Annotated in this window: 15 protein-coding genes; 12 read left to right on the forward strand and 3 right to left on the reverse strand. The window is 72.4% G+C overall.

Annotated elements, in window-relative coordinates; all coding sequences use genetic code 11:
• Positions 1 to 122 precede the first annotated feature (122 nt).
• From OHB04_RS27940 to obgE, 6 genes are all read left to right on the forward strand, one after another.
• A complete protein-coding gene (locus tag OHB04_RS27940; protein ID WP_326690401.1) occupies positions 123 to 1,253 on the forward strand; it encodes a hypothetical protein in 1,131 nt (376 codons plus the stop codon).
• Positions 1,254 to 1,453: 200 nt separating this feature from the next.
• Positions 1,454 to 2,254, forward strand: a complete 801-nt coding sequence (locus OHB04_RS27945) for a TIGR03936 family radical SAM-associated protein (protein ID WP_326690402.1) — start codon at positions 1,454 to 1,456, stop codon at positions 2,252 to 2,254.
• 246 nt (positions 2,255 to 2,500) lie between these two features.
• On the forward strand, positions 2,501 to 7,060 hold the full coding sequence (locus OHB04_RS27950) for an Rne/Rng family ribonuclease (protein ID WP_326808552.1): 4,560 nt from the start codon (positions 2,501 to 2,503) through the stop codon (positions 7,058 to 7,060).
• 264 nt (positions 7,061 to 7,324) lie between these two features.
• Positions 7,325 to 7,648, forward strand: a complete 324-nt coding sequence (rplU, locus tag OHB04_RS27955; protein WP_326690404.1) for a 50S ribosomal protein L21 — start codon at positions 7,325 to 7,327, stop codon at positions 7,646 to 7,648.
• A 13-nt stretch (positions 7,649 to 7,661) separates the two neighbouring features.
• The gene (gene rpmA / locus OHB04_RS27960) at positions 7,662 to 7,919 is read left to right on the forward strand and encodes a 50S ribosomal protein L27 (RefSeq protein ID WP_326690405.1); all 258 of its coding nucleotides are present in this window, start codon (positions 7,662 to 7,664) and stop codon (positions 7,917 to 7,919) included.
• 153 nt (positions 7,920 to 8,072) lie between these two features.
• Positions 8,073 to 9,512 carry a GTPase ObgE gene (gene obgE, locus OHB04_RS27965; RefSeq protein ID WP_326690406.1) on the forward strand — a complete coding sequence of 480 codons (1,440 nt, stop codon included), beginning with the start codon at positions 8,073 to 8,075 and terminating at the stop codon, positions 9,510 to 9,512.
• Between the two features lie 51 nt (positions 9,513 to 9,563).
• Here the strand turns inward: obgE and OHB04_RS27970 are convergent, their stop codons facing one another.
• Together OHB04_RS27970 and OHB04_RS27975 are read right to left on the reverse strand one after the other, a co-directional pair.
• A complete protein-coding gene (locus tag OHB04_RS27970; protein ID WP_326690407.1) occupies positions 9,564 to 10,814 on the reverse strand; it encodes a phospholipase D-like domain-containing protein in 1,251 nt (416 codons plus the stop codon).
• A gap of 269 nt (positions 10,815 to 11,083) precedes the next feature.
• Positions 11,084 to 13,168, reverse strand: a complete 2,085-nt coding sequence (locus OHB04_RS27975) for a hypothetical protein (protein ID WP_326808553.1) — start codon at positions 13,166 to 13,168, stop codon at positions 11,084 to 11,086.
• A gap of 489 nt (positions 13,169 to 13,657) precedes the next feature.
• Between OHB04_RS27975 and proB the strand changes: the two genes are divergently transcribed.
• The 5 genes from proB (at position 13,658) to OHB04_RS28000 (ending at position 19,114) form a co-directional block, all read left to right on the forward strand.
• Positions 13,658 to 14,764: a glutamate 5-kinase gene (gene proB, locus OHB04_RS27980; RefSeq protein WP_326692944.1), complete on the forward strand. Its 1,107-nt coding sequence runs from the start codon at positions 13,658 to 13,660 to the stop codon at positions 14,762 to 14,764.
• Between the two features lie 266 nt (positions 14,765 to 15,030).
• Positions 15,031 to 15,471 carry a hypothetical protein gene (locus OHB04_RS27985; RefSeq protein ID WP_405803593.1) on the forward strand — a complete coding sequence of 147 codons (441 nt, stop codon included), beginning with the start codon at positions 15,031 to 15,033 and terminating at the stop codon, positions 15,469 to 15,471.
• Between the two features lie 118 nt (positions 15,472 to 15,589).
• A complete protein-coding gene (locus OHB04_RS27990; protein WP_405803591.1) occupies positions 15,590 to 16,882 on the forward strand; it encodes a glutamate-5-semialdehyde dehydrogenase in 1,293 nt (430 codons plus the stop codon).
• A 50-nt stretch (positions 16,883 to 16,932) separates the two neighbouring features.
• Positions 16,933 to 17,778, forward strand: a complete 846-nt coding sequence (locus OHB04_RS27995) for an SCO2584 family spore wall biosynthesis protein (protein ID WP_326808554.1) — start codon at positions 16,933 to 16,935, stop codon at positions 17,776 to 17,778.
• 220 nt (positions 17,779 to 17,998) lie between these two features.
• Positions 17,999 to 19,114, forward strand: coding sequence for an SCO2583 family membrane protein (locus OHB04_RS28000; protein WP_326690412.1), 1,116 nt, complete (start codon positions 17,999 to 18,001; stop codon positions 19,112 to 19,114).
• On the opposite strand, the gene OHB04_RS28005 is transcribed toward OHB04_RS28000, so the two are convergent.
• Positions 19,077 to 20,216, reverse strand: coding sequence for a M48 family metallopeptidase (locus OHB04_RS28005; RefSeq protein WP_326808555.1), 1,140 nt, complete (start codon positions 20,214 to 20,216; stop codon positions 19,077 to 19,079). The two genes, OHB04_RS28000 and OHB04_RS28005, sit on opposite strands and share 38 nt — an antisense overlap.
• A 255-nt stretch (positions 20,217 to 20,471) precedes the next feature.
• On the opposite strand from OHB04_RS28005, the gene OHB04_RS28010 reads away from it, so the two are divergent.
• Entirely contained in the window at positions 20,472 to 20,642 is a 171-nt protein-coding gene (locus OHB04_RS28010; RefSeq protein ID WP_326690414.1) for a hypothetical protein, read from the forward strand.
• The last annotated feature ends 7 nt before the right edge of the window (positions 20,643 to 20,649 follow it).

Below are 20,649 nucleotides of genomic sequence, written 5' to 3' on the forward strand. Positions count from 1 at the left end.
GGCCCACAGGTGGCCCTTCGCCGAGGTTGAGCCGCCGGGAACCAGCCCGATGACGAATTCCGTTACCGGATCCCCACATCCTGAGCTGAACCGCTGGATCCAGCTCCCTCGTCACTTCAGCAGTGAACGCCTATCAGCCACGCCATGGCGCGACCACCCGCACGCGAGAACCAGAAGGGTGTCTGACGGCCGCGATCCGGCTGCCGGTGCGGATCGTGATGTTCGTGCTGGTGCTGCCGGTGCGGATGGTGTGGGACGCGCTGGTGATCGCCGGGCGGGCGGTGCGGCGGGGCGTGCTGGTGCCGCTGGGCCGCGGGCTGGCCTGGCTCGGGCGCACATTCGTGGTCACGCCGCTGGTCTGGGCCGGCCGTGGGCTGGCCTGGGCGGGGCGGACGCTGGTGGCCGCGCCGCTCGGCTGGATCTGGCGCAGCGTGCTCGTGCCCGTCGGGCGGGGTCTCGGCGCGGTGCTGGCGTGGACGGGCAAGGCCCTCTTGTGGGTGGCCAAGGCGCTGTTCTTCTGGCCGTGGGCCGCGCTGTGGCGCTATGTGCTGGCTCCGGTGGGGCGGGGGCTCGCCGTGGCGGTGGCGCTGCTCGTCCGTGTTCTGCTGGTGACCCCGCTGACCTGGATCCACGCCCAGCTCCTGGCCCCCCTCGGACGGGGGATCGCGGTGGCTCTCGCCTGGCTGTGGCGGTACCTGGTCGTCGCGCCGCTCAGCGGTGTCCACCGGTACGTGCTGACCCCGCTCGGCCACGCGGTGGCCGCCGTCGTACGCGGCACCGGGGCCGCCCTCGCCTGGCTGGGCCGGTATCTGCTGGTCGTACCGGTGCTGGCCGTCCACCGCTGGGTGCTCGTACCACTGGGACGGGGCCTGGCCGTGGTCGCGCGGGAGACGGCCGACGCCGTGGTGATCGCCTGGAAGACGGCGGGCCGCGTGACCCGCTCGGTCTTCGGCTTCCTCGGGCGGGTGCTGCGCTTCGTCGGGCGGGTGCTCCGCGCGCTGCTGGTGACCCCCTTCGTGTGGGTGTGGCAGCAGTTGGTGGCCCCTGTCGGACGTGCGGTACGTGACCACCTCTGGCGCCCTTTCGCGAGTGGCCTGCGGGCGGCGGGGCGCTCCGTGCGCGCGGCGCTCTCGTCCGCGAGGGCATCGGTTCGCGCCACGCGGGCAGAGATACGGCGTGCGTGTCTTTCGGCGTTTGGCGCGCCCCGCACTCAAGAGCGGGAGCGGCTGCCGGAAGGCCGCCGCGTACCCTAGGCAGAAGGATCATCCGCACAAACGCACAACGTGTGCCAGGCCGCCGCCAGCCCCGAGGGCGCGGAGCCGGGCCGCCCGTGCGGACTTCCGTCTTCGTACACGTCCTGTCAACGAAGGGTGGCCGCCCCGCGTGCCGCCCGGCACCGAGGAGAGAACCACTGGGCAAGCGACAGCCCGAAGGTCCGCCGCCCGCACCCGTCGTGCAGCGTGTCCGTCTGCGCTACACGAAGCGAGGCCGCCTTCGGTTCACCAGCCACCGCGACTTCCAGCGCGCCTTCGAAAGAGCACTGCGCCGGGCCGAGGTGCCCATGGCGTACTCCGCCGGCTTCACCCCGCACCCCCGCGTCTCCTACGCCAACGCCGCCCCCACCGGCACCGGCAGTGAGGCCGAGTACCTGGAGATCGCCCTCGCCCAGCGCCGCGAGCCGTCCGAGCTGTGCACGCTGCTCGACGCGTTCATGCCCGCCGGGCTCGACATCGTCGACACCGTCGAGGCTCACGGCTCCGACTTCAGCGACCGCCTCCAGGCATCCGAATGGGAGCTGAGGCTCGACGGCGTCACCCCCGAGGAGGCCGCCGGCGCCGTCGGTACGTTCCTCGCGGCCGAGACCGTCGAGGTGAAACGCCAGACCAAGAAGGGCATCCGCACCTTCGACGCGCGCGCCGCCGTCCTCGCGCTCACCGCCGCCGCACCCGCCGCCGACGAGGACCCGGCAGCCTGGGCCGATAGGCCCGGCGCCCCCGCCTGTGCGATACTGCGGCTGGTAGTACAGCACGTGACACCTGCCGTACGACCCGACGACGTCCTGTCCGGTCTCCGCGCTACGGCCGACCTGGCGCCGCCGGTCCCCCCAGGGGTGACCAGGCTGGCGCAGGGGCCGCTCGATGAGGAGACAGGCACGGTGACCGACCCGTTCGCGCCTGACCGCGACGCGTTCCCCGGACCCACGGGCCCGGGAGATCTTCCCAGCGTCGCGACGGCTCGGGGCGGCACCGCGTAGGAACCGCCGCCGAACGAAGCGCCGCCGCTGTCGCACGCCAGGGAGCCACCCGGGCCGCTGTACGGCAGGCGAGCGCACAGACCAGCAGACTTTCGCCGTAGCCGGCCCGGGACAAGGGCCCGGAACCGGCGAGTGAGACAACAGCTCCCGCGCGGCGCCCGCGCCCCGGAGAGCGTTCCGCCCCAGGCGGACCGCCCCGGACCGAACGAGCGCGGCGCCCGGGAGCGTGACGGGAGAACCGCCCGCATGCTCGAACCAACTGAATCCAACGAGCCCGAGGCCGCAGCAGGAGACCCCATTTCCACGGGATCCGCGCAGACCGCAGGGTCAGTTCAAACCCCAGGAGCCGCCGGCACCACGCCCAGCGACACCCTTCCCCCACGCCGCAGGCGCCGTGCGGCCAGCCGCCCGGCAGGCCCGCCCGTCGCTCCGGACGCCGGCGCGGCCGACGCCGGGACGCTCTCCGTACAGGACAGCGCCCAGCCGTCCGACCCGGACGCACAGCCCGCCGACGGCGCTGCCGAAAGCGCCCCCGGAACGGGCAGCGGCCCCGCCCGGAGCGCGGGCACAGGGGAGACCGAGGCGCCCGCCGCCCGTACCCGCCGTCGCGCCACCCGCAAGGCGACAGCCCCGGCCGGGTCCCCGCCCCCGGCGGAGCCCGCAGCCCCCACCGAGGCTGCCGAGCCCGTTGCCCGGACCACAGAGACCGCTGGGGCCACAGAGCCCGCTGAGGGCGCCGGAGCCGGGGACACCGCTGGTGCGGTGACCACGCCCCCCGCCCGTAGCCGCCGCCGCGCCACTCGCGCCGTCTCCGCTCCGGAGGCCCAGGAGGGCGAGGCCGCGCAGTCGGCGTCCGCCGCGCAGGCCGACGCCGGTGAGGCCGAGGCCCCCGAACCGCAGGCCCGTACGCGCCGCCGCTCCACGCGCCGGACGGCCCCCACGTCGACGGACGCCGACGCCGCGGCCACCGCGGACACGGAGACGGGCGAGACGCCCGCTCCGGCGCCCGCCACCCGCTCGCGCCGCCGCACGGCCGCCGCCGAGGAGCCCGCCGTCGAGACCGCCGCGTCCGCCGGGACCGGTGGGGCCGCGGAGGGTGAGGCCGCTCCCAAGGCGCGCACGCGCCGCCGGGCGACCCGTACCGCTTCGGCACCCGAAGCCGGGGAGGCGGCACAGTCGCCCGAGACCGCCGGCGCCGAGGAGACGAAGGCCCCGAGCCAGGCGGAGGCCGCCGAGGCACCCGCGGCCGAGCCCAAGACCCGTACCCGCCGCCGCGCCGCGCGGCCGGCTTCCGCCGCGCAGCCCGAGGCGTCCGAGACGGCTCCGGCGGCCGAGAGCGCCAAGACGTCGGCGACGTCCGACGACTCCGGCGACAGCGCGGCCACCACCGGCCAGGACGCCGCTGAGGCCACCGGCTCCGAGACCGCCGCCGGTGGCCGCAGCCGCCGCCGGTCGGCCCGTGCCGCCTCGGCGCCCGCCGAGGAGACCGCGCCCGCCGAGCAGGCCGAGGCCCCCGCGTCCCGTGCCGGCCGTCGCGGCGCCCGCAAGGCCGCCGAGACCGAGGCCTCGCAGGCCAAGGCCGATGAGACCTCCGCCACAGGTGCCGACGGGGCCGAGGCGCCTGCCGGGCGCCGCCGCAAGCGCAGCGCGCCGCCGATGGCGATGTTCCAGGCGCCGGTCTTCACCGAGCCCGCCTTCCAGACCCCGCAGAGCGCCGCTGCCGCCGCTGCCGCCGAGGCCGAGCGCCAGGCCGGAGCCGGTACGGACGACGAGCAGGACGACGAGGCCGGCCCGGACGCCGCACAGAGCGCGGCCGGCGCGGACAGCTTCGAGGGTGCTGAGGGCGAGAGTGGCGGTGCCTCCCGTCGCCGTCGCCGCCGGCGCGACACCGCGGCCGGCTCCGGCTCCCGGGGCGCCGCCCGGAGCGAGCCCTCCTCCGAGGAGGAGGGCACGGCGCGCGACGAGAGCCGTGACGACGAGGGCCAGGACGACGACCACGAGGGTGACGAGCACGAAGGCGCCCAGTCCGGCGACCGGCCCGCCCGCCGTCGCCGCCGGGGTGGCCGCCGCCGCCGCAGGGGCGACAGCGCCGAGAACGGCGAGAGCGAGGAGCAGAGCTCCCGCTTCGAGGACGGCGACGAGAGCCAGGACCGTCCCGAGCGTTCCGCGCGTCAGGACCGCCGCGACCGCCGCGAGTCCGCCGAATCCACCGACTCCGCCGACGGCGAGGAGGGGCTCGAGGCCGACGGCGGGGACGAGGAGGAGCACGGCGCGTCCGGCGGCAGCTCCAGCAGCAGTTCGCGCCGCCGCCGCAGGCGCCGTCGCCGCTCCGGTGACGCCGACGGGCAGCCCGCCGCGGAGGGCTCGGGCGGAGACGACCCCGAGCGCACCGTCGTCAAGATCCGCGAGCCCCGCAAGAAGAAGGACACCGAGTCCACCTCCAACGACGAGGTGCAGGCCATCAAGGGCTCCACCCGGCTGGAGGCCAAGAAGCAGCGCCGGCGTGAGGGCCGCGAGCAGGGCCGCCGCCGGGTGCCGATCATCACCGAGGCCGAGTTCCTGGCCCGCCGGGAGGCCGTCAAGCGGGAGATGATCGTCCGCCAGAGCGGTGAGCGCACCCAGATCGGCATCCTCGAGGACGACGTCCTGGTCGAGCACTTCGTCAACAAGGAGCAGTCGACGTCGTACGTCGGCAACGTCTACCTGGGCAAGGTGCAAAACGTCCTGCCGTCGATGGAGGCCGCATTCGTCGACATCGGCAAGGGCCGCAACGCCGTGCTGTACGCGGGCGAGGTCAACTTCGAGGCGCTGGGCATGGCCAACGGCCCGCGGCGCATCGAGACCGCGCTCAAGTCGGGCCAGTCGGTGCTCGTGCAGGTCACCAAGGACCCGATCGGGCACAAGGGCGCGCGGCTGACCAGCCAGGTCTCCCTGCCCGGGCGCTACCTCGTCTACGTGCCCGAGGGCTCGATGACGGGCATCAGCCGCAAGCTCCCGGACACCGAGCGCTCGCGCCTGAAGCAGATCCTCAAGAAGGTCGTCCCCGAGAACGCGGGGGTTATCGTCCGCACGGCCGCCGAGGGCGCCAGCGAGGACGAGCTGCGCCGCGACGTGGAGCGCCTTCAGTCGCAGTGGGAGGACATCCAGAAGAAGTCCCAGAAGGGCGGCAACGCGCCCACGCTGCTGTACGGCGAGCCGGACATGACCGTCCGCGTCGTGCGCGACATCTTCAACGAGGACTTCTCCAAGGTCATCGTCAGCGGCGACGGCGCGTGGGACACGATCCAGGGCTACGTCTCGCACGTCGCGCCCGATCTGACCGACCGGCTCCAGAGGTGGACCTCGGACGTCGACGTCTTCGCGACGTACCGCATCGACGAGCAGCTGATGAAGGCGCTCGACCGCAAGGTCTGGCTGCCCAGTGGCGGTTCGCTGGTGATCGACAGGACCGAGGCGATGATCGTCGTCGACGTCAACACCGGCAAGTTCACCGGCCAGGGCGGCAACCTGGAGGAGACGGTCACCAGGAACAACCTGGAGGCGGCCGAGGAGATCGTGCGTCAGCTGCGGCTGCGCGACCTCGGCGGCATCATCGTGATCGACTTCATCGACATGGTCCTGGAGTCCAACCGCGACCTGGTGCTGCGCCGCCTGCTGGAGTGCCTGGGCCGCGACCGTACGAAGCACCAGGTGGCGGAGGTCACCTCGCTGGGCCTGGTGCAGATGACCCGTAAGCGGGTCGGGCAGGGGCTGCTGGAGTCCTTCTCCGAGTCCTGTGTGCACTGCAACGGGCGCGGCGTGATCGTCCACATGGAACAGCCCGCCGCCGTCGGCAGCGGCAAGAAGAGCAAGAAGAAGGGCAAGGGCGGCGGCCAGCAGGCGCAGCCCGAGCCCGCGCGGGCCGAGCCGGAGGTCGAGCCCTCGCCGGCGACGGCGCCTGCCGCTGTCGCGGTGGAGCCGGCCGACGAGCTGGCCGGGGCCGGCTCCATCGCGGGGACGGCGCCCGAGCCGGTCGAGTTCGTGCCGGACGAGGATCTGTTCAGTAGTGCGGCCGAGGCGGAGGCCGCCGCCTCCTCGCGCGGTCGCGGACGGCGGCGCGGGAGCCGGAAGGCCAGCGCGCCCGCCGGGTCCCCGAAGCCGGCCGCCGCGGAGGCGGCCGAGGTCGTCGAGCCCGCCGTGCCGGAGCCCGCCGCCGCGCCGGTGAGCACCGAGCCCCCGGCCGCTTCGTCGGACACGGAGGGCGCCGAGAGCGCCGAGCCCCCGGCGCAGCCTGTCAAGGAGGCCAGGCCGCGGCGCCGGGCCACCCGGAAGGCCACCGCTCCGGCCGGTTCGCCCACCACGAGCGAGGATGCCGCTGCCGTGACGGTCGTCACAGCAGAGGAAGCCCCGGCTTCCCCGGCTCCCGCGGAGGAGGTCGCCGCCACGGCGGCGGCCGAGTCCGGGCCCGAGGCCGCAGCCAAGCCGCGCAGGCGGGCGACCCGCAAGGTCACGGCGCCCGCCGGACCTCCCGCCGGTGGCGAGGAGGCCGCCGGTGAGGGTGCTGGTGAGGCAGGGGCGGCGGAGGCCGCGGAACCGGCGGCTCCGGCGAAGAAGGCCGCCAAGACGGCGGCGAAGACGGCGGCGAAGAAGTCCGCCGCGAAGAAGGCCGCGGTCAAGAAGTCGGCTGCCAAGAAGACGCCGGCGAAGAAGTCCGCCGCGAAGAAGACGACGGCGAAGAAGGCCGCGGCGTCCAAGGCGTCGAAGAAGACGGCCGCCGCCGAGCAGGAGGGGGCACCCTCCGTCTCGGCCGCCGCTTCCGAGGACTGACCGGCCGAGGACCGACCGGCGTGGGGGAGGGCGGGAGCCGCACGGCTCCCGCCCTCCCCGCTGTCCACCCTGGCGGCAGAGCGCTCCAGGGTGATGGGGTACCCTTGACCATCGGCGTGTTGTGACAGACGCGTCCGCTCCTGAGCAACTCCCTCCCGGTCCGCCGGGAGAGGCCGCTCAATCCTTCCGGATCAGATCCGCGCCCTCGTGTGCGGCCGGGCGGCTGGCATCAGGTGCTCCGAATCGAGTGAGAGAGAGTTCCGCGTGTACGCGATCGTGCGCACCGGCGGGCGCCAGCAGAAGGTTGCTGTTGGCGACGTCATCGAGGTTGACCGTATTTCTGAGAGCAAGGTCGGCGACAGCGTCGAGCTCTCCACCCTGCTCGTTGTCGACGGTGACGCGGTCACCAGCGACCCCTGGGTCCTCGCGGGCGTGAAGGTCCAGGCCGAGGTGGTGGACCACCACAAGGGCGACAAGATCCGGATCCAGAAGTACAAGAACAAGACCGGGTACAAGAAGCGCATCGGCCACCGCCAGCTCCACACCGCGCTGAAGGTCACCGACATCCCCGCCCCGGCCAAGAAGTAAGGACTGAGGAGAGATGGCACACAAGAAGGGCGCATCGTCCACTCGGAACGGTCGCGACTCCAACGCGCAGTACCTCGGCGTGAAGCGCTTCGGCGGCCAGGTCGTCAACGCCGGCGAGATCATCGTCCGCCAGCGCGGCACCCACTTCCACCCGGGCCAGGGCGTCGGCCGCGGCGGCGACGACACGCTGTTCGCGCTGGACGCCGGTGCGGTGCAGTTCGGCACCCACCGTGGCCGCAAGGTCGTGAACGTTCTTCCGGCCGCTGAGTAATCAGCTCCGGCAGGAACAAGCACCACTCCGAGGGCGGACCTCCGCTTCCGTACGGCGTACGTACGAGAAGCGGGTCCGCCCTTGGTGCGTTGGAATGCGAATCACAGGCACCACCCCGCACCACCTTCACCGAGCACGCCGGGAGGCACCCTCATGACCACCTTCGTGGACCGCGTCGAGCTGCATGTCGCCGCGGGTAACGGTGGCCACGGCTGCGCCTCCGTGCACCGGGAGAAGTTCAAGCCGCTCGGCGGGCCCGACGGCGGCAACGGCGGGCGTGGCGGCGATGTCCTGTTCGTCGTCGACCCCGATGTGACGACGCTGCTCGACTACCACCACGGCCCGCAGCGCAAGGCCACCAACGGCAGGCCCGGCGAGGGCGGCCACCGCTCGGGCCAGGAAGGCAAGGACCTGGTCCTGCCCGTGCCCGACGGCACCGTCGTGCTGGACCGGCACGGCGAGGTGCTGGCCGACATGGTCGGCGCGGGCACGACCTTCGTGGCGGGCCAGGGGGGCCGGGGCGGGCTCGGCAATGCCGCGCTGGCCTCCGCCCGGCGCAAGGCCCCCGGCTTCGCGCTGCTGGGCGAGCCGGGGCAGGCGCGGGACGTCGTGCTGGAGCTGAAGACGGTCGCCGACGTGGCGCTCGTGGGCTACCCCAGCGCGGGCAAGTCCTCGCTGATCTCGGTGCTCTCGGCGGCCAAGCCGAAGATCGCGGACTACCCCTTCACCACCCTGGTGCCGAACCTGGGCGTCGTCACCGCCGGCTCGACGGTCTACACGATGGCGGACGTGCCGGGTCTCATCCCCGGCGCGAGCGAGGGCCGGGGGCTCGGACTGGAGTTCCTGCGGCACGTGGAGCGCTGCTCCGTGCTGGTGCACGTGCTGGACTGCGCCACGCTGGAGACGGAGCGCGACCCCGCCTCGGACCTGGACGTCATCGAGGCCGAGCTGGCGCGCTACGGCGGCCTGGAGAACCGGCCGCGCCTCGTCGTGCTCAACAAGACCGACATCCCCGAGGGCAAGGACCTCGCCGACATCATCCGCCCCGACCTCGAAGAGCGCGGCCTGCCCGTCTTCGAGGTCTCGGCCGTCTCCCGCCAGGGCCTCAAGGAACTGTCGTACGCCCTGGGCGGCCTGGTGGACGAGGCGCGTGCCGCGAAGCCCGCGCAGGAGTCGACCCGCGTGGTGATCCGGCCCAAGGCCGTGGATGATGCCGGGTTCAAGGTCACCCGCGAGGAGGAGGGCCTCTTCCGGGTGCGCGGTGAGAAGCCCGAGCGCTGGGTGCGCCAGACGGACTTCAACAACGACGAGGCCGTCGGCTACCTCGCCGACCGGCTGGCCCGCCTCGGTGTCGAGGAGGAGCTGCTCAAGGCGGGCGCCCGCGAGGGTGACGGCGTCGCCATCGGCGACGAGGACAACGCCGTCGTCTTCGACTGGGAGCCCACCATGGTCACCGGCGCCGAGATGCTCGGCCGCCGCGGTGAGGACCACCGCATGGACCTGCCGCGCCCCGCCGCCCAGCGCCGCCGCGACCACCAGGCGGAGCGCGACGAGGCGCTGGGCGAGTACCAGGACTTCGACCCCTTCGAGTGATGCCTCTCGGCTGTCCCGGCCCGGGTCGGCCTCGGGCCGGGACAGCCCGGCTCAGCGCTCGCGCTGGGGAGTGACGCCCTTGCAGCCGCCGGTGTTGTCGTCCGTTCCGGGCTTGGCCGAGGACTTCACCGAGCGGAAGCGGTCCAGATAGGTGTCGTGGACGGCGGAGTTGTCGACCTTCAGCAAGGCCTCGTCGTTCTTGCGGAGGGCCGGGCCCGAGTAGTTGTGGCTGCCCGTCCACACGACCTTGTTGACCGCGCCCGCGTAACGCCCGGAGATCATCAGGGTCTTGGAGTGGATGACCTTCTGGGAGGTGCCGGGGTCGCCGTCGTCGTCGTAGTGCATGCAGCGCATGGCGGGGCCGCCCTTCTCGTGCAGGGTCTCCCAGGTGCCCGGCGAACCGCTGCTGGCCTTGCTGTCGGTCTCGGCGTAGACGATGTCCACCGCGCAGCCCTTCTTCTGGAGCGCGGCGAGCTTGTCGGCGACGCCCTGCCGGGTGAGCTTGAACATCGCCAGCCGCACGCTGGTGCGGTGGCTGCCGGACGCGTCGGACCAGCGGCAGGTGATGTTGTTGAGGATGCCGTGGACGGTGTCCGTCTTGTTGCCGCTGCCGGGGCGCGGGAAGAAGTAGCTGGTGTAGGGGGACGAGGCGGTGCGGGTGTAGCGCCAGTCCCGCCACTTCATGGCCGTGGCCTTCTTGAAGTAGCCGCTGTAAGCGTTGTAGGTGCCCGCCTGGGAGACGACCATCGTGTCGTTCCAGAACTTGGTGTAGCTGCCCGTCGACAGGTTCGAGGACGTTTGCAGCACGACGTTGTGTAAACCGCCCGAGTTCGAGAAGAGCCAGAATTTGTTGTGCGCGATCGAGGCGCCTTCCCCCGGATCGCCCAAGCAGGACCTCTTCTTGGGGCAGAGGGCTACGTAGGAGCCCGCCTTGCGGTTGGTGCCGAGCGCGTCGCGCAGGATGGCGTAGGACGTGCTGGAGGGCATGGCGCTGACGCTGGTCTCGTCGAGCAGGACCTGGACGTTGACCTTGCGGGAGCTGGTGGTGTGCGCCGCGGCGAGCGCACGGGCCGTCTCCGCGTCCCAGAAGTGGTAGACGGCGACCTTGATGGTGGAGCGGGGCGCCGCGGCCTTGATCCGGGCGAGGATGTCGCTGCGGATGGCGCGTTGCTGGGCCGTGGTGCCGTTCGGGTTGTTGAAGACTGGGCCCGTTCCCAGTGGGGCTGCCGTGGCGTGCGGGGCGGTGCCCAGATGGAGCCCCGCGGTGAGAAGCAGGGCGAGCGGTGTGGCAGCGGACCTCACGGGCGTCCCTCCAGACAGACGGTGCGAGCCGACTCGTCTGTGAGCGTAGGGACGGGAGAGCACCCGTCATAGAACGCCTTCCGGATGCCCCGGGACGGGTGGGACAGGTGGGACGTACGCACACGGAAGGGCCCCGAGAGGCGATTGCCTCCCGGGGCCCTGCACCCTGTTGTGCTCCCGTGCGCCGGGTTGTGCCGCGTGCGCCGCCCGTGACCGAGGTGTCAGCTGCGGGAGACGCCCGAAAGAGGGACGTGGCGGCCCCGTGCGCCCTACGTGGTGACCGCGTCCTCGGGGTCGACGGGGACCGAAGTCTCCATCTCGGCCTCCTCCGCCGCGTCGTCCGCCTCGCGCTGGCCCGGGATCTCGGCCGTACGCCGCGCCACGCGGACGTTGCGGGCCTCGGCCTCGGCCCCCAGCTCCAGCGCCGCGGCGTTGAAGCGGGCGAGCGACGGCGGGTCGGAGGGACCCAGCAGGTGGATCTTCAGCTCCTTGCGGGCTTGCACCAGCGTGTCCTTCTCCGGGTTGCGCACCGCCTCCAGCAGCCCGGGGATCTCCTCGGCGCCGGGCGTGAGGACCGTACCGGCCCGCACCGTCGGGAAGGTGCGCCGGAACTCCTCCTCGTCCAGGCCGCTCGTGTTGGCCACGGCGTAGGGCTTCTCGCTGGTGAGGTAGTCCGAGACGACCGAGGAGACGTCCGAGATGAGCAGGTCGGCCTGGTTGAAGCAGGTGAAGATCGCCGGGCGCGGACCGGTGACGATCTGGTGCTCCCACTCCGGGAAGGACGCCCAGTACGCCTCCTCCCACGCCTCTGTCGCGACCTTGACCCGTGCGGCGCGCCCCTGCTCGGGGGTGCCCTGCACCTTCATCCGCTCCATCTCGTCCGCGCGGGGGCGGAAGGCGGTGGTGGTGATCTGGTCCAGCTCCGCCGTGCGGCGCTCCAGCTCCGCCGCGGCCTCCGGGCCGCGCCGCTCGCCGCCGCGCGCCGCGTTCGCCTCCGTGATCATGGCGCGAATGCGCTGGTCGGCGGCGCCCGCGCGGGGGTCGACCGAGCCGGTCATCGGGTGCGGCTTGTACAGCAGCCGCACGCCGGGGTCGGCCAGCAGCGCGCGGACGATGTTCTCACCGGCGAGCACCACGGAGGTGTTGCCCGGGTTGCCGTCCCAGCCCTCCCAGGTGGGCGCGTAGAGCACGGTGGTGTAGGTGCCCTCCGGGGCTCCCGCGTACGGCTGGATCGGGGTGAGCTGCGGGCGGCCGACCTCGACCACGTCGCGGTCGTCCACCCCGACCTCGGCGAGCTGGTAGCGCTCGCGCGCGGCCTCTCCGGCGACCCATACCTGGTCGTACGCCTTGGCGTAGGGGTTGCAGGAGGAGAGCTTGTCGCTCTCGCCGTGGTTGGTGAAGGTGTGCTTGATCGTGGGGATGCGCAGCACCTGGGAGGTCTTGCCCGAGTTCGCCGGGTGCAGGAGCACCTTGAGCGTGGAGTGCTCCAGGTGCATGAGGTGGGCGACCTTGGGGATGCAGACGATCGGCACGTCGGTGGCGTCGATCTTCTGCACCATGAACCGCTCGCGCAGCACGATCAGCGGCTTGCCGTCCAGCTGGGCGAGGGTGGAGAGCCACATGTTCGCCTGGTAGGCGGAGGTGGTTCCGCCGGAGAAGTACATGCCCACGGTGGGGCGGTAATCGGCCAGCCAGGCGTCCAGCCAGGCAAGCGCCTCGCGCTCGCCGGCGGACCGCTTCTTCGGCAGCATCCAGGTGCCCAGGTAGATCGCGCCGCCGAAGGAGAGGAGGAAGGTGCAGCTCACGCCGATCAGCCCCCACTCCTCGCCCGACAGCCCGGCGCTCAGCACGAGCCCTATGGTGCCGGGCACCGAGAAGCGCAGCAGCCTGCGGCTGGGCTGGCGGGCCAGCAGCCGGGGCGGGGCGATGGTCAGGCCGAGCGCGGAGGCGTCGATGTTGCGGGTGACCACCGGCAGGGTGCGGGTGCGCCGCACGAGCTGGGCCACGGCCTGGCACAGGAAGTGCGCCGCGTAGGAGATGAGCAGCAGCAAGGTGAGCGGGCGTTCGATGTCCGGGGGGACATCGGGAATGCGCACGAGGCCGATGACGATCAGCATGTCGCGCAGCAGCTGCCGCGTGGTGACGTCGAATCGGACCTTGCCGAGCAGCGCGAGCAGCCCCGGCTGCTTGTGCGTCAGGTACAGGTCGAGAGCGAGTCCCGCCAAGGAGGCGGTGACGAAGACAGGCACGTTCGGCAGCAGCGCACCCGCGAGCTGCGCGGTGTAGAACACCGCCAGTGCGAGGAGCGCCGTGAGCTGTACGGCGCGTCGGGTGGAGAGTCCGGCAGAGGGCACGGGCTGGGCTCCTGGCATGGAGATCGAAGATTGCTTGCGTACAGGGGTGGCCTGTGGCGCGGCCAAGGTTGACCACTGACCGTATGACGGTCAGTGGTCCAGTGACAATCTTCGACGGGCCGGGATACGTGCTTACGGGGGCAAAGGTAATCATCCTCACCCGTCCGTCGCGCGAAACGGATGAGCGATGGGGACCAGCACTGACGTAGATTGCGCAGCGGAAGACCGTGGCGGGGCCGGGGAGCGGTGGTGCAGAGCCGGAGCCCGGAGGCGCCGCGGCGGCGATGGGCGCGAGGGGTACGTACGGGCGTGACAGGAGACACCGGGGAAACGGCGGCTACGGACGGTACGTCCGCGAGCACGGACGGCGCGGCGGGCTCGCGTGGCCGGGCGGGTTCGCGTGGTCCGGCCGGTCCGGGCGGCTCGGCGGGTCCGGGCGACTCGGGCAACAGGAGCGGCTCGGGCGGCTCCGGCGGGAAGCGCGGGGCCGTGGAGCGGGCGCGCAGGATCGTGGTGAAGGTCGGCTCCTCCTCGCTCACCACGGCGGCCGGCGGGCTGGACGCGGACCGTGTCGACGCCCTCGTCGACGTGCTGGCCAAGCACACCGACGCGGCGGGCCGCGAGATAGTGCTCGTCTCCTCCGGCGCCATCGCCGCGGGGCTCGCCCCGCTTGGCCTGGCCAAGCGCCCCCGTGACCTGGCCCGCCAGCAGGCCGCCGCCAGCGTGGGCCAGGGACTGCTGATGGCCCGCTACACCGCGTCCTTCGCCCGCTACGGACGGCGCGTCGGGCAGGTGCTGCTCACCTCCGACGACACCAGCCGCCGGGCGCACTACCGCAACGCCTACCGCACCCTTGACCAGCTGCTGAACATGGGCGCCGTCCCCGTCGTCAACGAGAACGACACGGTGGCCACCGACGAGATCCGCTTCGGCGACAACGACAGGCTCGCCGCCCTGGTCGCCCATCTCGTCCGCGCCGACCTGCTCGTCCTCCTCTCGGACGTGGACGGCCTCTACGACGGCAACCCCGCCACCCCCGGCGCCCGCAAGATCGCCGAGGTGGGCAGCCCCGCCGAGCTGGCCGGCATCGACATCGGCAGCGCGGGCAGCGCCGGCGTCGGCACCGGCGGCATGGTCACCAAGGTGGAGGCGGCCCGCATCGCGGCCGGTGCCGGAGTTCCCGTGGTGCTCACCTCGGCCGTGCACGCGGCCGACGCGCTGGCCGGCCGCGACACCGGCACCTACTTCCACCCGACGGGGCGGCGCGCGGCCGGGCGGCTGCTGTGGCTCGCCCACGCCTCGACGCCCGTCGGCGCGCTCACCCTGGACGACGGGGCCGTACGCGCCGTCGTCGACCGGCGCACCTCGCTGCTCCCGGCCGGCATCGCGGGGGTGGAGGGCGACTTCACGGCCGGCGACCCGGTCGAGCTGCGCGACGCGCGGGGCCGCGCCGTCGCACGGGGGCTGGTCAACTTCGACGCCAAGGAGCTGCCCCGCCTCCTCGGCCGCTCCACGTACGACCTGGCCAGGGAGCTGGGCCCCGCCTACGAGCGCGAGGTCGTGCACCGTGACGACCTGGTGCTGCTACGGCAGTGACCGCCGGTGCCAGGTGTGACACAAGCAGCGCCGTCCGCGGCACGGCGGCCCTGCGGTTTCTCGTTGTGCCGCGTTCCTGAGGGGTGTCATACGCGGGCGGAATCGGAAAAAGACCAGCCTTTCCACGGACACCTTCCGGAAAACCGCCACGCGAGTGGACGAGGGCTGGTCAACTTTGACTCAGGGACCGGTTCGTGGAAGCACGTGCACGAGTGTCCGGCACGGCGGAAGCAGCAGCACACCAGCACCACTCCAGGAGGCCACCGGTGAGACGACTGGCCAGCGTTGACATGGCGTCTTCTCCCCAGCCCGAGGCGTCTTCCTCCCAGTTCGAGGCGTCTTCCCAACAGCCTGAAGAGGGGCCCGAGTCCAGGCTCTGGCACATCACGCTCAGCGTCGCCGGGCAGGAGGCCCCGCTCGCCGAGGTGCGGCGCGCTCTCGAACAGCTCGCGCACGACCACCCCTTTCTGCTGACCAGCCGATACGCCAACGACCACGCGGAGATCCGCTACTGGGAGGAGGCGCGCGATCTGCACGACGCCGCCGCCGTCGCCCTGCGGCTGTGGGGCGAGCACCGCGCCTCGGCCAAGCTGCCGCCCTGGGAGATCGTCGGCCTTGAGGTGATCGGCCGGGCGACCTACCACCAGCGCGTCGCCGAGGGCTACGGCCCACCGCCCGCGACCCCGGTGGGCGTGCACCCGTTCTGAGCCGGCCGCTGAGACGAGCCGGCCGCTGAGACGAGCCGGCCGCTGAGACGAGCCGGCCCGCCGCAATGGGACGGCCCGCCGTGAGACGGTCCGCACCCTGCCGTCCGGCGCGGTTACGATGCGCGGCATGAGCGCATCACACACCCAGGAGCAGGCGCAGGACACTCCCGTCACGGCCACCGCACGCCGCGCGAGGACAGCCGCGGCGGCGCTCGCCCCGGCGCCCCGCACCCTGCGGGACGCGGCGCTGCTGGCGGTCGCCGACGCGCTCGTCGCCCGCACCGGGGAGATCGTCGCTGCCAACGCCGAGGACGTCGCCAAGGCGCGCGCCGAGGCCACCCCCGACTCCGTCGTCGACCGCCTCACGCTCACCCCCGAGCGGGTCGCCGCCATCGCCTCCGACGTCCGCGACGTCGTCGCGCTGCCCGACCCGGTCGGCCAGGTGCAGCGCGGCTCGACGCTGCCCAACGGGCTGGAGCTGCGCCAGGTGCGCGTCCCCCTCGGCGTCGTCGGGATCATCTACGAGGCCCGCCCCAACGTCACCGTTGACGCCGCGGCCCTGTGCCTCAAGTCCGGCAACGCCGTCCTGCTGCGCGGCTCGTCCTCCGCGCACGCCTCCAACACCGCGCTGACCGAGGTGCTCCGCGACGCCGTCGCCTCAGCCGGGCTCCCCGCCGACGCCGTACAGCTGGTGCCCGGCGTCAGCAGGGAGAGCGTCACGGAACTGATGCGCGCACGCGGCCTGGTGGACGTGCTGATCCCGCGCGGCGGTGCCTCCCTCATCAAGACCGTGGTCGAACAGTCCACCGTCCCCGTGATCGAGACGGGTACCGGCAACTGCCACGTCTACGTCGACGAGCGCGCCGACATCGACACCGCGCTCGCCATCCTCGTCAACTCCAAGGCCCAGCGCCCCAGCGTCTGCAACGCCGCCGAGACCGTGCTCGTACACGCCGGGATCGCGGAGGACTTCGTCCCGCGCGCCTTCGAAGCCCTCACCGGGGCCGGGGTCACGGTGCACGGCGACACCGCCTGGCAGTCCGTGGGCGGCGGGTCCGTGCTGCCGGCCACCGACGAGGACTGGGGCAACGAGTACCTCTCGTACGACATCGCCGCCGCCGTCGTGCCCTCGCTCGACGCCGCCGTCGAACACATCCGCACCTGGACCTCCGGGCACACCGAGGCCATCGTCACCACCGACGCCGCCGCTGCCCGCCGCTTCACGGCACTGGTGGACTCGGCGGCCGTCATGGTGAACGCCTCGACCCGCTTCACGGACGGCGCGCAGTTCGGCTTCGGCGCCGAGATCGGCATCTCCACGCAGAAGCTCCACGCGCGCGGGCCGATGGGTCTGCCGGAGCTGACCTCCACGAAATACGTGGTCACGGGGGACGGCCACATCAGGCACTGAATTCCCGCTCACTCTGCCCAAATTGACCGCATAGGTCTACGCTGGACTTCGTGCCGGACGACGTGGGGGGTCAGCCGTTCCAGGACGGTGAGGAGCCCGACAACCGCGACCACGGGCCAGCGGACGACGAGTTCGCCTCCGTGGTGCTCGACGAGGACTTCGTGCGCTCCGCCGAGGTCCACGAGCCCACCGCGGCGGAACGGATACTCGCGGCGGCCCAGTCGCACGCCGAGAGCGAGATCCCCCGCATCCTGGAGGAAGGCTTCGGATACGGGCGCGGAGAGGGCGAGTTCCCCCTCGACGACGAAGACCCCGACGACGACGAGGGCCGCTTCGACCGCTCGGACTACGAAGCGGACTTCCCCGGCCAGACGCCGTACGCCGACTACGCCGACTACGACGGCTATGAAGGCTACGACGACGAGGACGGCCCCGACCCTGGCGGCCCCGGCACCTACGACCCCGCATACGGCTCCGTGTACGGGCCCTTCTCGCGGCCGGGTGCGGCCTCCGCCGAGGCGCACGCCGGCGGATTCCCGCCCGAGCTGGATCCGGCGTACGAGCACGGAGCCGACTTCGGACACCCTCACGGCGCGTACGGCGCCTCCGGGCGTTTCAGGGGCCCCTACGGAGCGCACGGCGGCACTCTGCGCCCGTACCGCGGCCACGGGAGCTGGCAGCGCCCCATCGCCTGGGTGCTGGCCGTGGTGATGGGGATCGGCATGGTCGCTCTCGCCTTCACCGCCGTCTACCGGGGCGCCTCCAGCCAGCGCCAGGAGCCCACCCCGCCGCCCGCCACCACCGGCGTCGACCCCTCGGTCGTCCCGGGCGCGCTGCCGTCGGTGTCCGCCGACACGGAGGCACCCACCGCCTCCGCTGAGCCGCCCGAGGGCTGAGCGGGCGGGCCCGAGTAGCGGGCGGGTCGCCAGAACGGCCGAGCGGGCCGTCCGGGTGCTGAGCGGGTCGCGAGAACGGCTGAGCGGGCCGGGGCGGGTGCGTACAGCCGGGTGTGACGGGCCGCCGGGCCGGGTGTGCCGGGATTAGGCCCATAAGATTCCTGGAAGTTGTCCGGGACCGCGTCGTTTACCTTCGTCTGCTCGGTCCTACTCTGTTCTTATGTCCGGGCGAGTGGAACCTCCAGACGGGACGCCCGAAGGCGCTCCCGGAGGCGGCGACGACGAGTACCGATCCCTGGTGTTCGACGAGTCGTTCATCAAGGCTGCGCGGCTCCAGGAGTTCTCGGCGCAAGAGCGGCTGGAGGACGAGGAGCACGCCGCCGTGCGCAGCCGCCCCGTCTCCGCCATGGGCAGCCGGACGGGCCTCGGCTTCTCCCGCCAGGGCCTGGTGCTGGTGCTGCTGATCGCTCTGGCCTTCGGCACCGCGATCTACATGGGCATACGCAACCCGTACCAGACCACTCCGAAGCTGGGCTCCGAGCCGATGCGCAGCGAGATGCTGCCGCTCGCGCCCCGCGGCAAGGTTCCCGGCGCCACCACCCCCGATCTGTTCGAACACAGCCCGGCGGCGCAGTTCCGCGCCGGAGCCGACGGAGTGGCGCTGCCCCCCGTACGGCGCAGCCCCCACTTCTCGGAGAGCCAGGTGCTGGCGGCGCTCACCGCGGCCAAGGACTACGTCGTGGAGACCTCGCTGGACCCCAACGTGCTCACGGGCGAGGCGGTGCGGCCCGTGCGGGTCATGCTGAACGCCCGCCAGCAGGAGCAGTTCGACCAGAGCGTGGACAGCCCCCGCAACGACGGACGGCACGCGGCCACGGCCTGGATGGTGCGCTTCGATCCCTCCAAGACGGCGCTGGCCGACCCCAGGGTGCGGGTCAACGGCACCCTCGCCGTCCAGGAGGTGAGCGGCAACGCGCTGGAGGTCATCGCCGACCACGTCTTCGTCTACGCGGTGCGGCCCGCGGACGCCGGTGAGGGCGAGGACGCCAAGCGGAAAGCGTCCCTCTTCTCCGTACGCCGCGAGGTGCGCTTCCACTTCGAGCGTGACGACCTGCGCGACCACCAGCTGAGTGTGCGCCAGGTCTCCATGCGGGCCGGGCCCATGAACTGCGCGGACGATCCGTCCGCCGCGCTGGCGCCGCTGCTGGCCGGACAGCGGGCGAAGGACGCGGGGCTGGCGGGGACCGACCCCTACGCCCGGGGCCGGTCGACCGCCTCGATGTGCGGGCTGCTGGCGGCTAGCGCTCAGCCGAGCCCGGATCGTCCTTCCCACTAGACCCGCCGTTGGCTCCGCCGTCGCCGTTGGCGCTGCCGGACGCGCCATCCTGGCCGCCGGAGGAGCCCGCGGCGCCCCGGCCGGTGAAGGTGTCGCGCAGCTTGCCGCCCAGGTCGCCCGCGCCGCCCGCGATGTCCCGCACGAGGCCCATCAGCGGGTCCTTGCTGTTCTTCACCGACTCCGAGTAGTGGCCGGCCGACTGGCGGAAGGACTCGCGGACGGAGGTGTCCTTGTCGTCCTCGCGCTTGTCGTAGTGGCCCTCCATTATCCGCTGGTAGTCGCGGCTGGCCTCCCACTTCTTCAGCTCGGCGGCGCGCACGGTCGTGAAGGGGTGGCTACGCGGAAGCACATTCATGATCTTCAAAACCGAGTCGCGCAGGTCGCCGCCCGACTCGTACTCCTCGGCCTGGGCCAGGAAGGAGTCGACGTTCATCTCGTGCAGGTGGTTGCCGCCGGCGAGCTTCATCAGGCCCCGCATGGAAGCCTGGAGGTCCTGGCCGACCAGCAGGCCCGCGCGGTCGGCGGACAGCTCGGACTTGCGGAACCACTCGCGCAGCGCCGTCACTATCGCCATGATCGCGACGTTCCCCAGCGGTATCCACGCCACCTTCAGGGCGAGGCTGGTGAGGAAGAGAAGTATCGTCCGGTAGACCGCGTGGCCGGACAGCGCGTGGCCGACCTCGTGGCCGACGACCGCCCGCATCTCCTCCTCGTCGAGCAGCTCGACCAGGCCGGTGGTCACCACGATGATCGGCTCGTCCAGCCCGATGCACATCGCGTTGGGATGCGGGTCCTGATTGACGTACATGGGCGGGACCTTCTCCAGGTCCAAGATGTAACAGGCGTCCCTCAACATCGCGTTGAGGTGGGCGAACTGCTGATCGCTCACCCGCACGGAGTCGGAGAGGAAGAGCAGCCGCAGGCTGCGCTCGGGCAGCAGCCCGCTCAGTGCCTTGAAAACTGTGTCGAAACCGCTCAGCTTGCGCAGCGCGACGAGCGCCGAGCGGTCGGCAGGGTGTTCGTAGGCGCGGGACGAGATGCCCGGAAACCGCCGCCTGTCGCGGCCGGGCAGGCGCTCCGTGCCGTCTGTGCCGTCTGTCATGGTGTTTCCCACTCCTCGACTGGACTGTCCACACTAGAGGGTGGGACGCGGAGGAGGTCCTTCCCGTTGCGTTCTCCGGAAGACCGGTGATCCCGGCCGGGCCGGGGCGCGCACGGTGGCCCGGGAGCGCGGGACGGCCTCGGGGCGGCGAGAGCTGAGTCGGCGTGAGGTACCGGAGGACGCACGCTTACGATGTGCCTGCACAGCCTTGTGCCCGCACAGCCAACTGTCCGCACCTCACGGGATAGGCCGACGATGACTCTGCCCAGCACCGCCCACGATGCCCTGCTGACCCTCGCCTCCGGCGGCGAGCACGGCGAGAGCAGCCAACACGAGAGCCTCAGCCCGTACCTCACCGGCGGCGGCGCGCTGGTCGCGCTGTTCCTGCTGCTGTGGATCACCACTCGCTTCAACCGGGACCGCTGAGCGGCCC

This window comes from Streptomyces sp. NBC_01775 (genome assembly GCF_035917675.1).
In the GTDB taxonomy this organism is placed as follows: Bacteria; Actinomycetota; Actinomycetes; order Streptomycetales; family Streptomycetaceae; genus Streptomyces.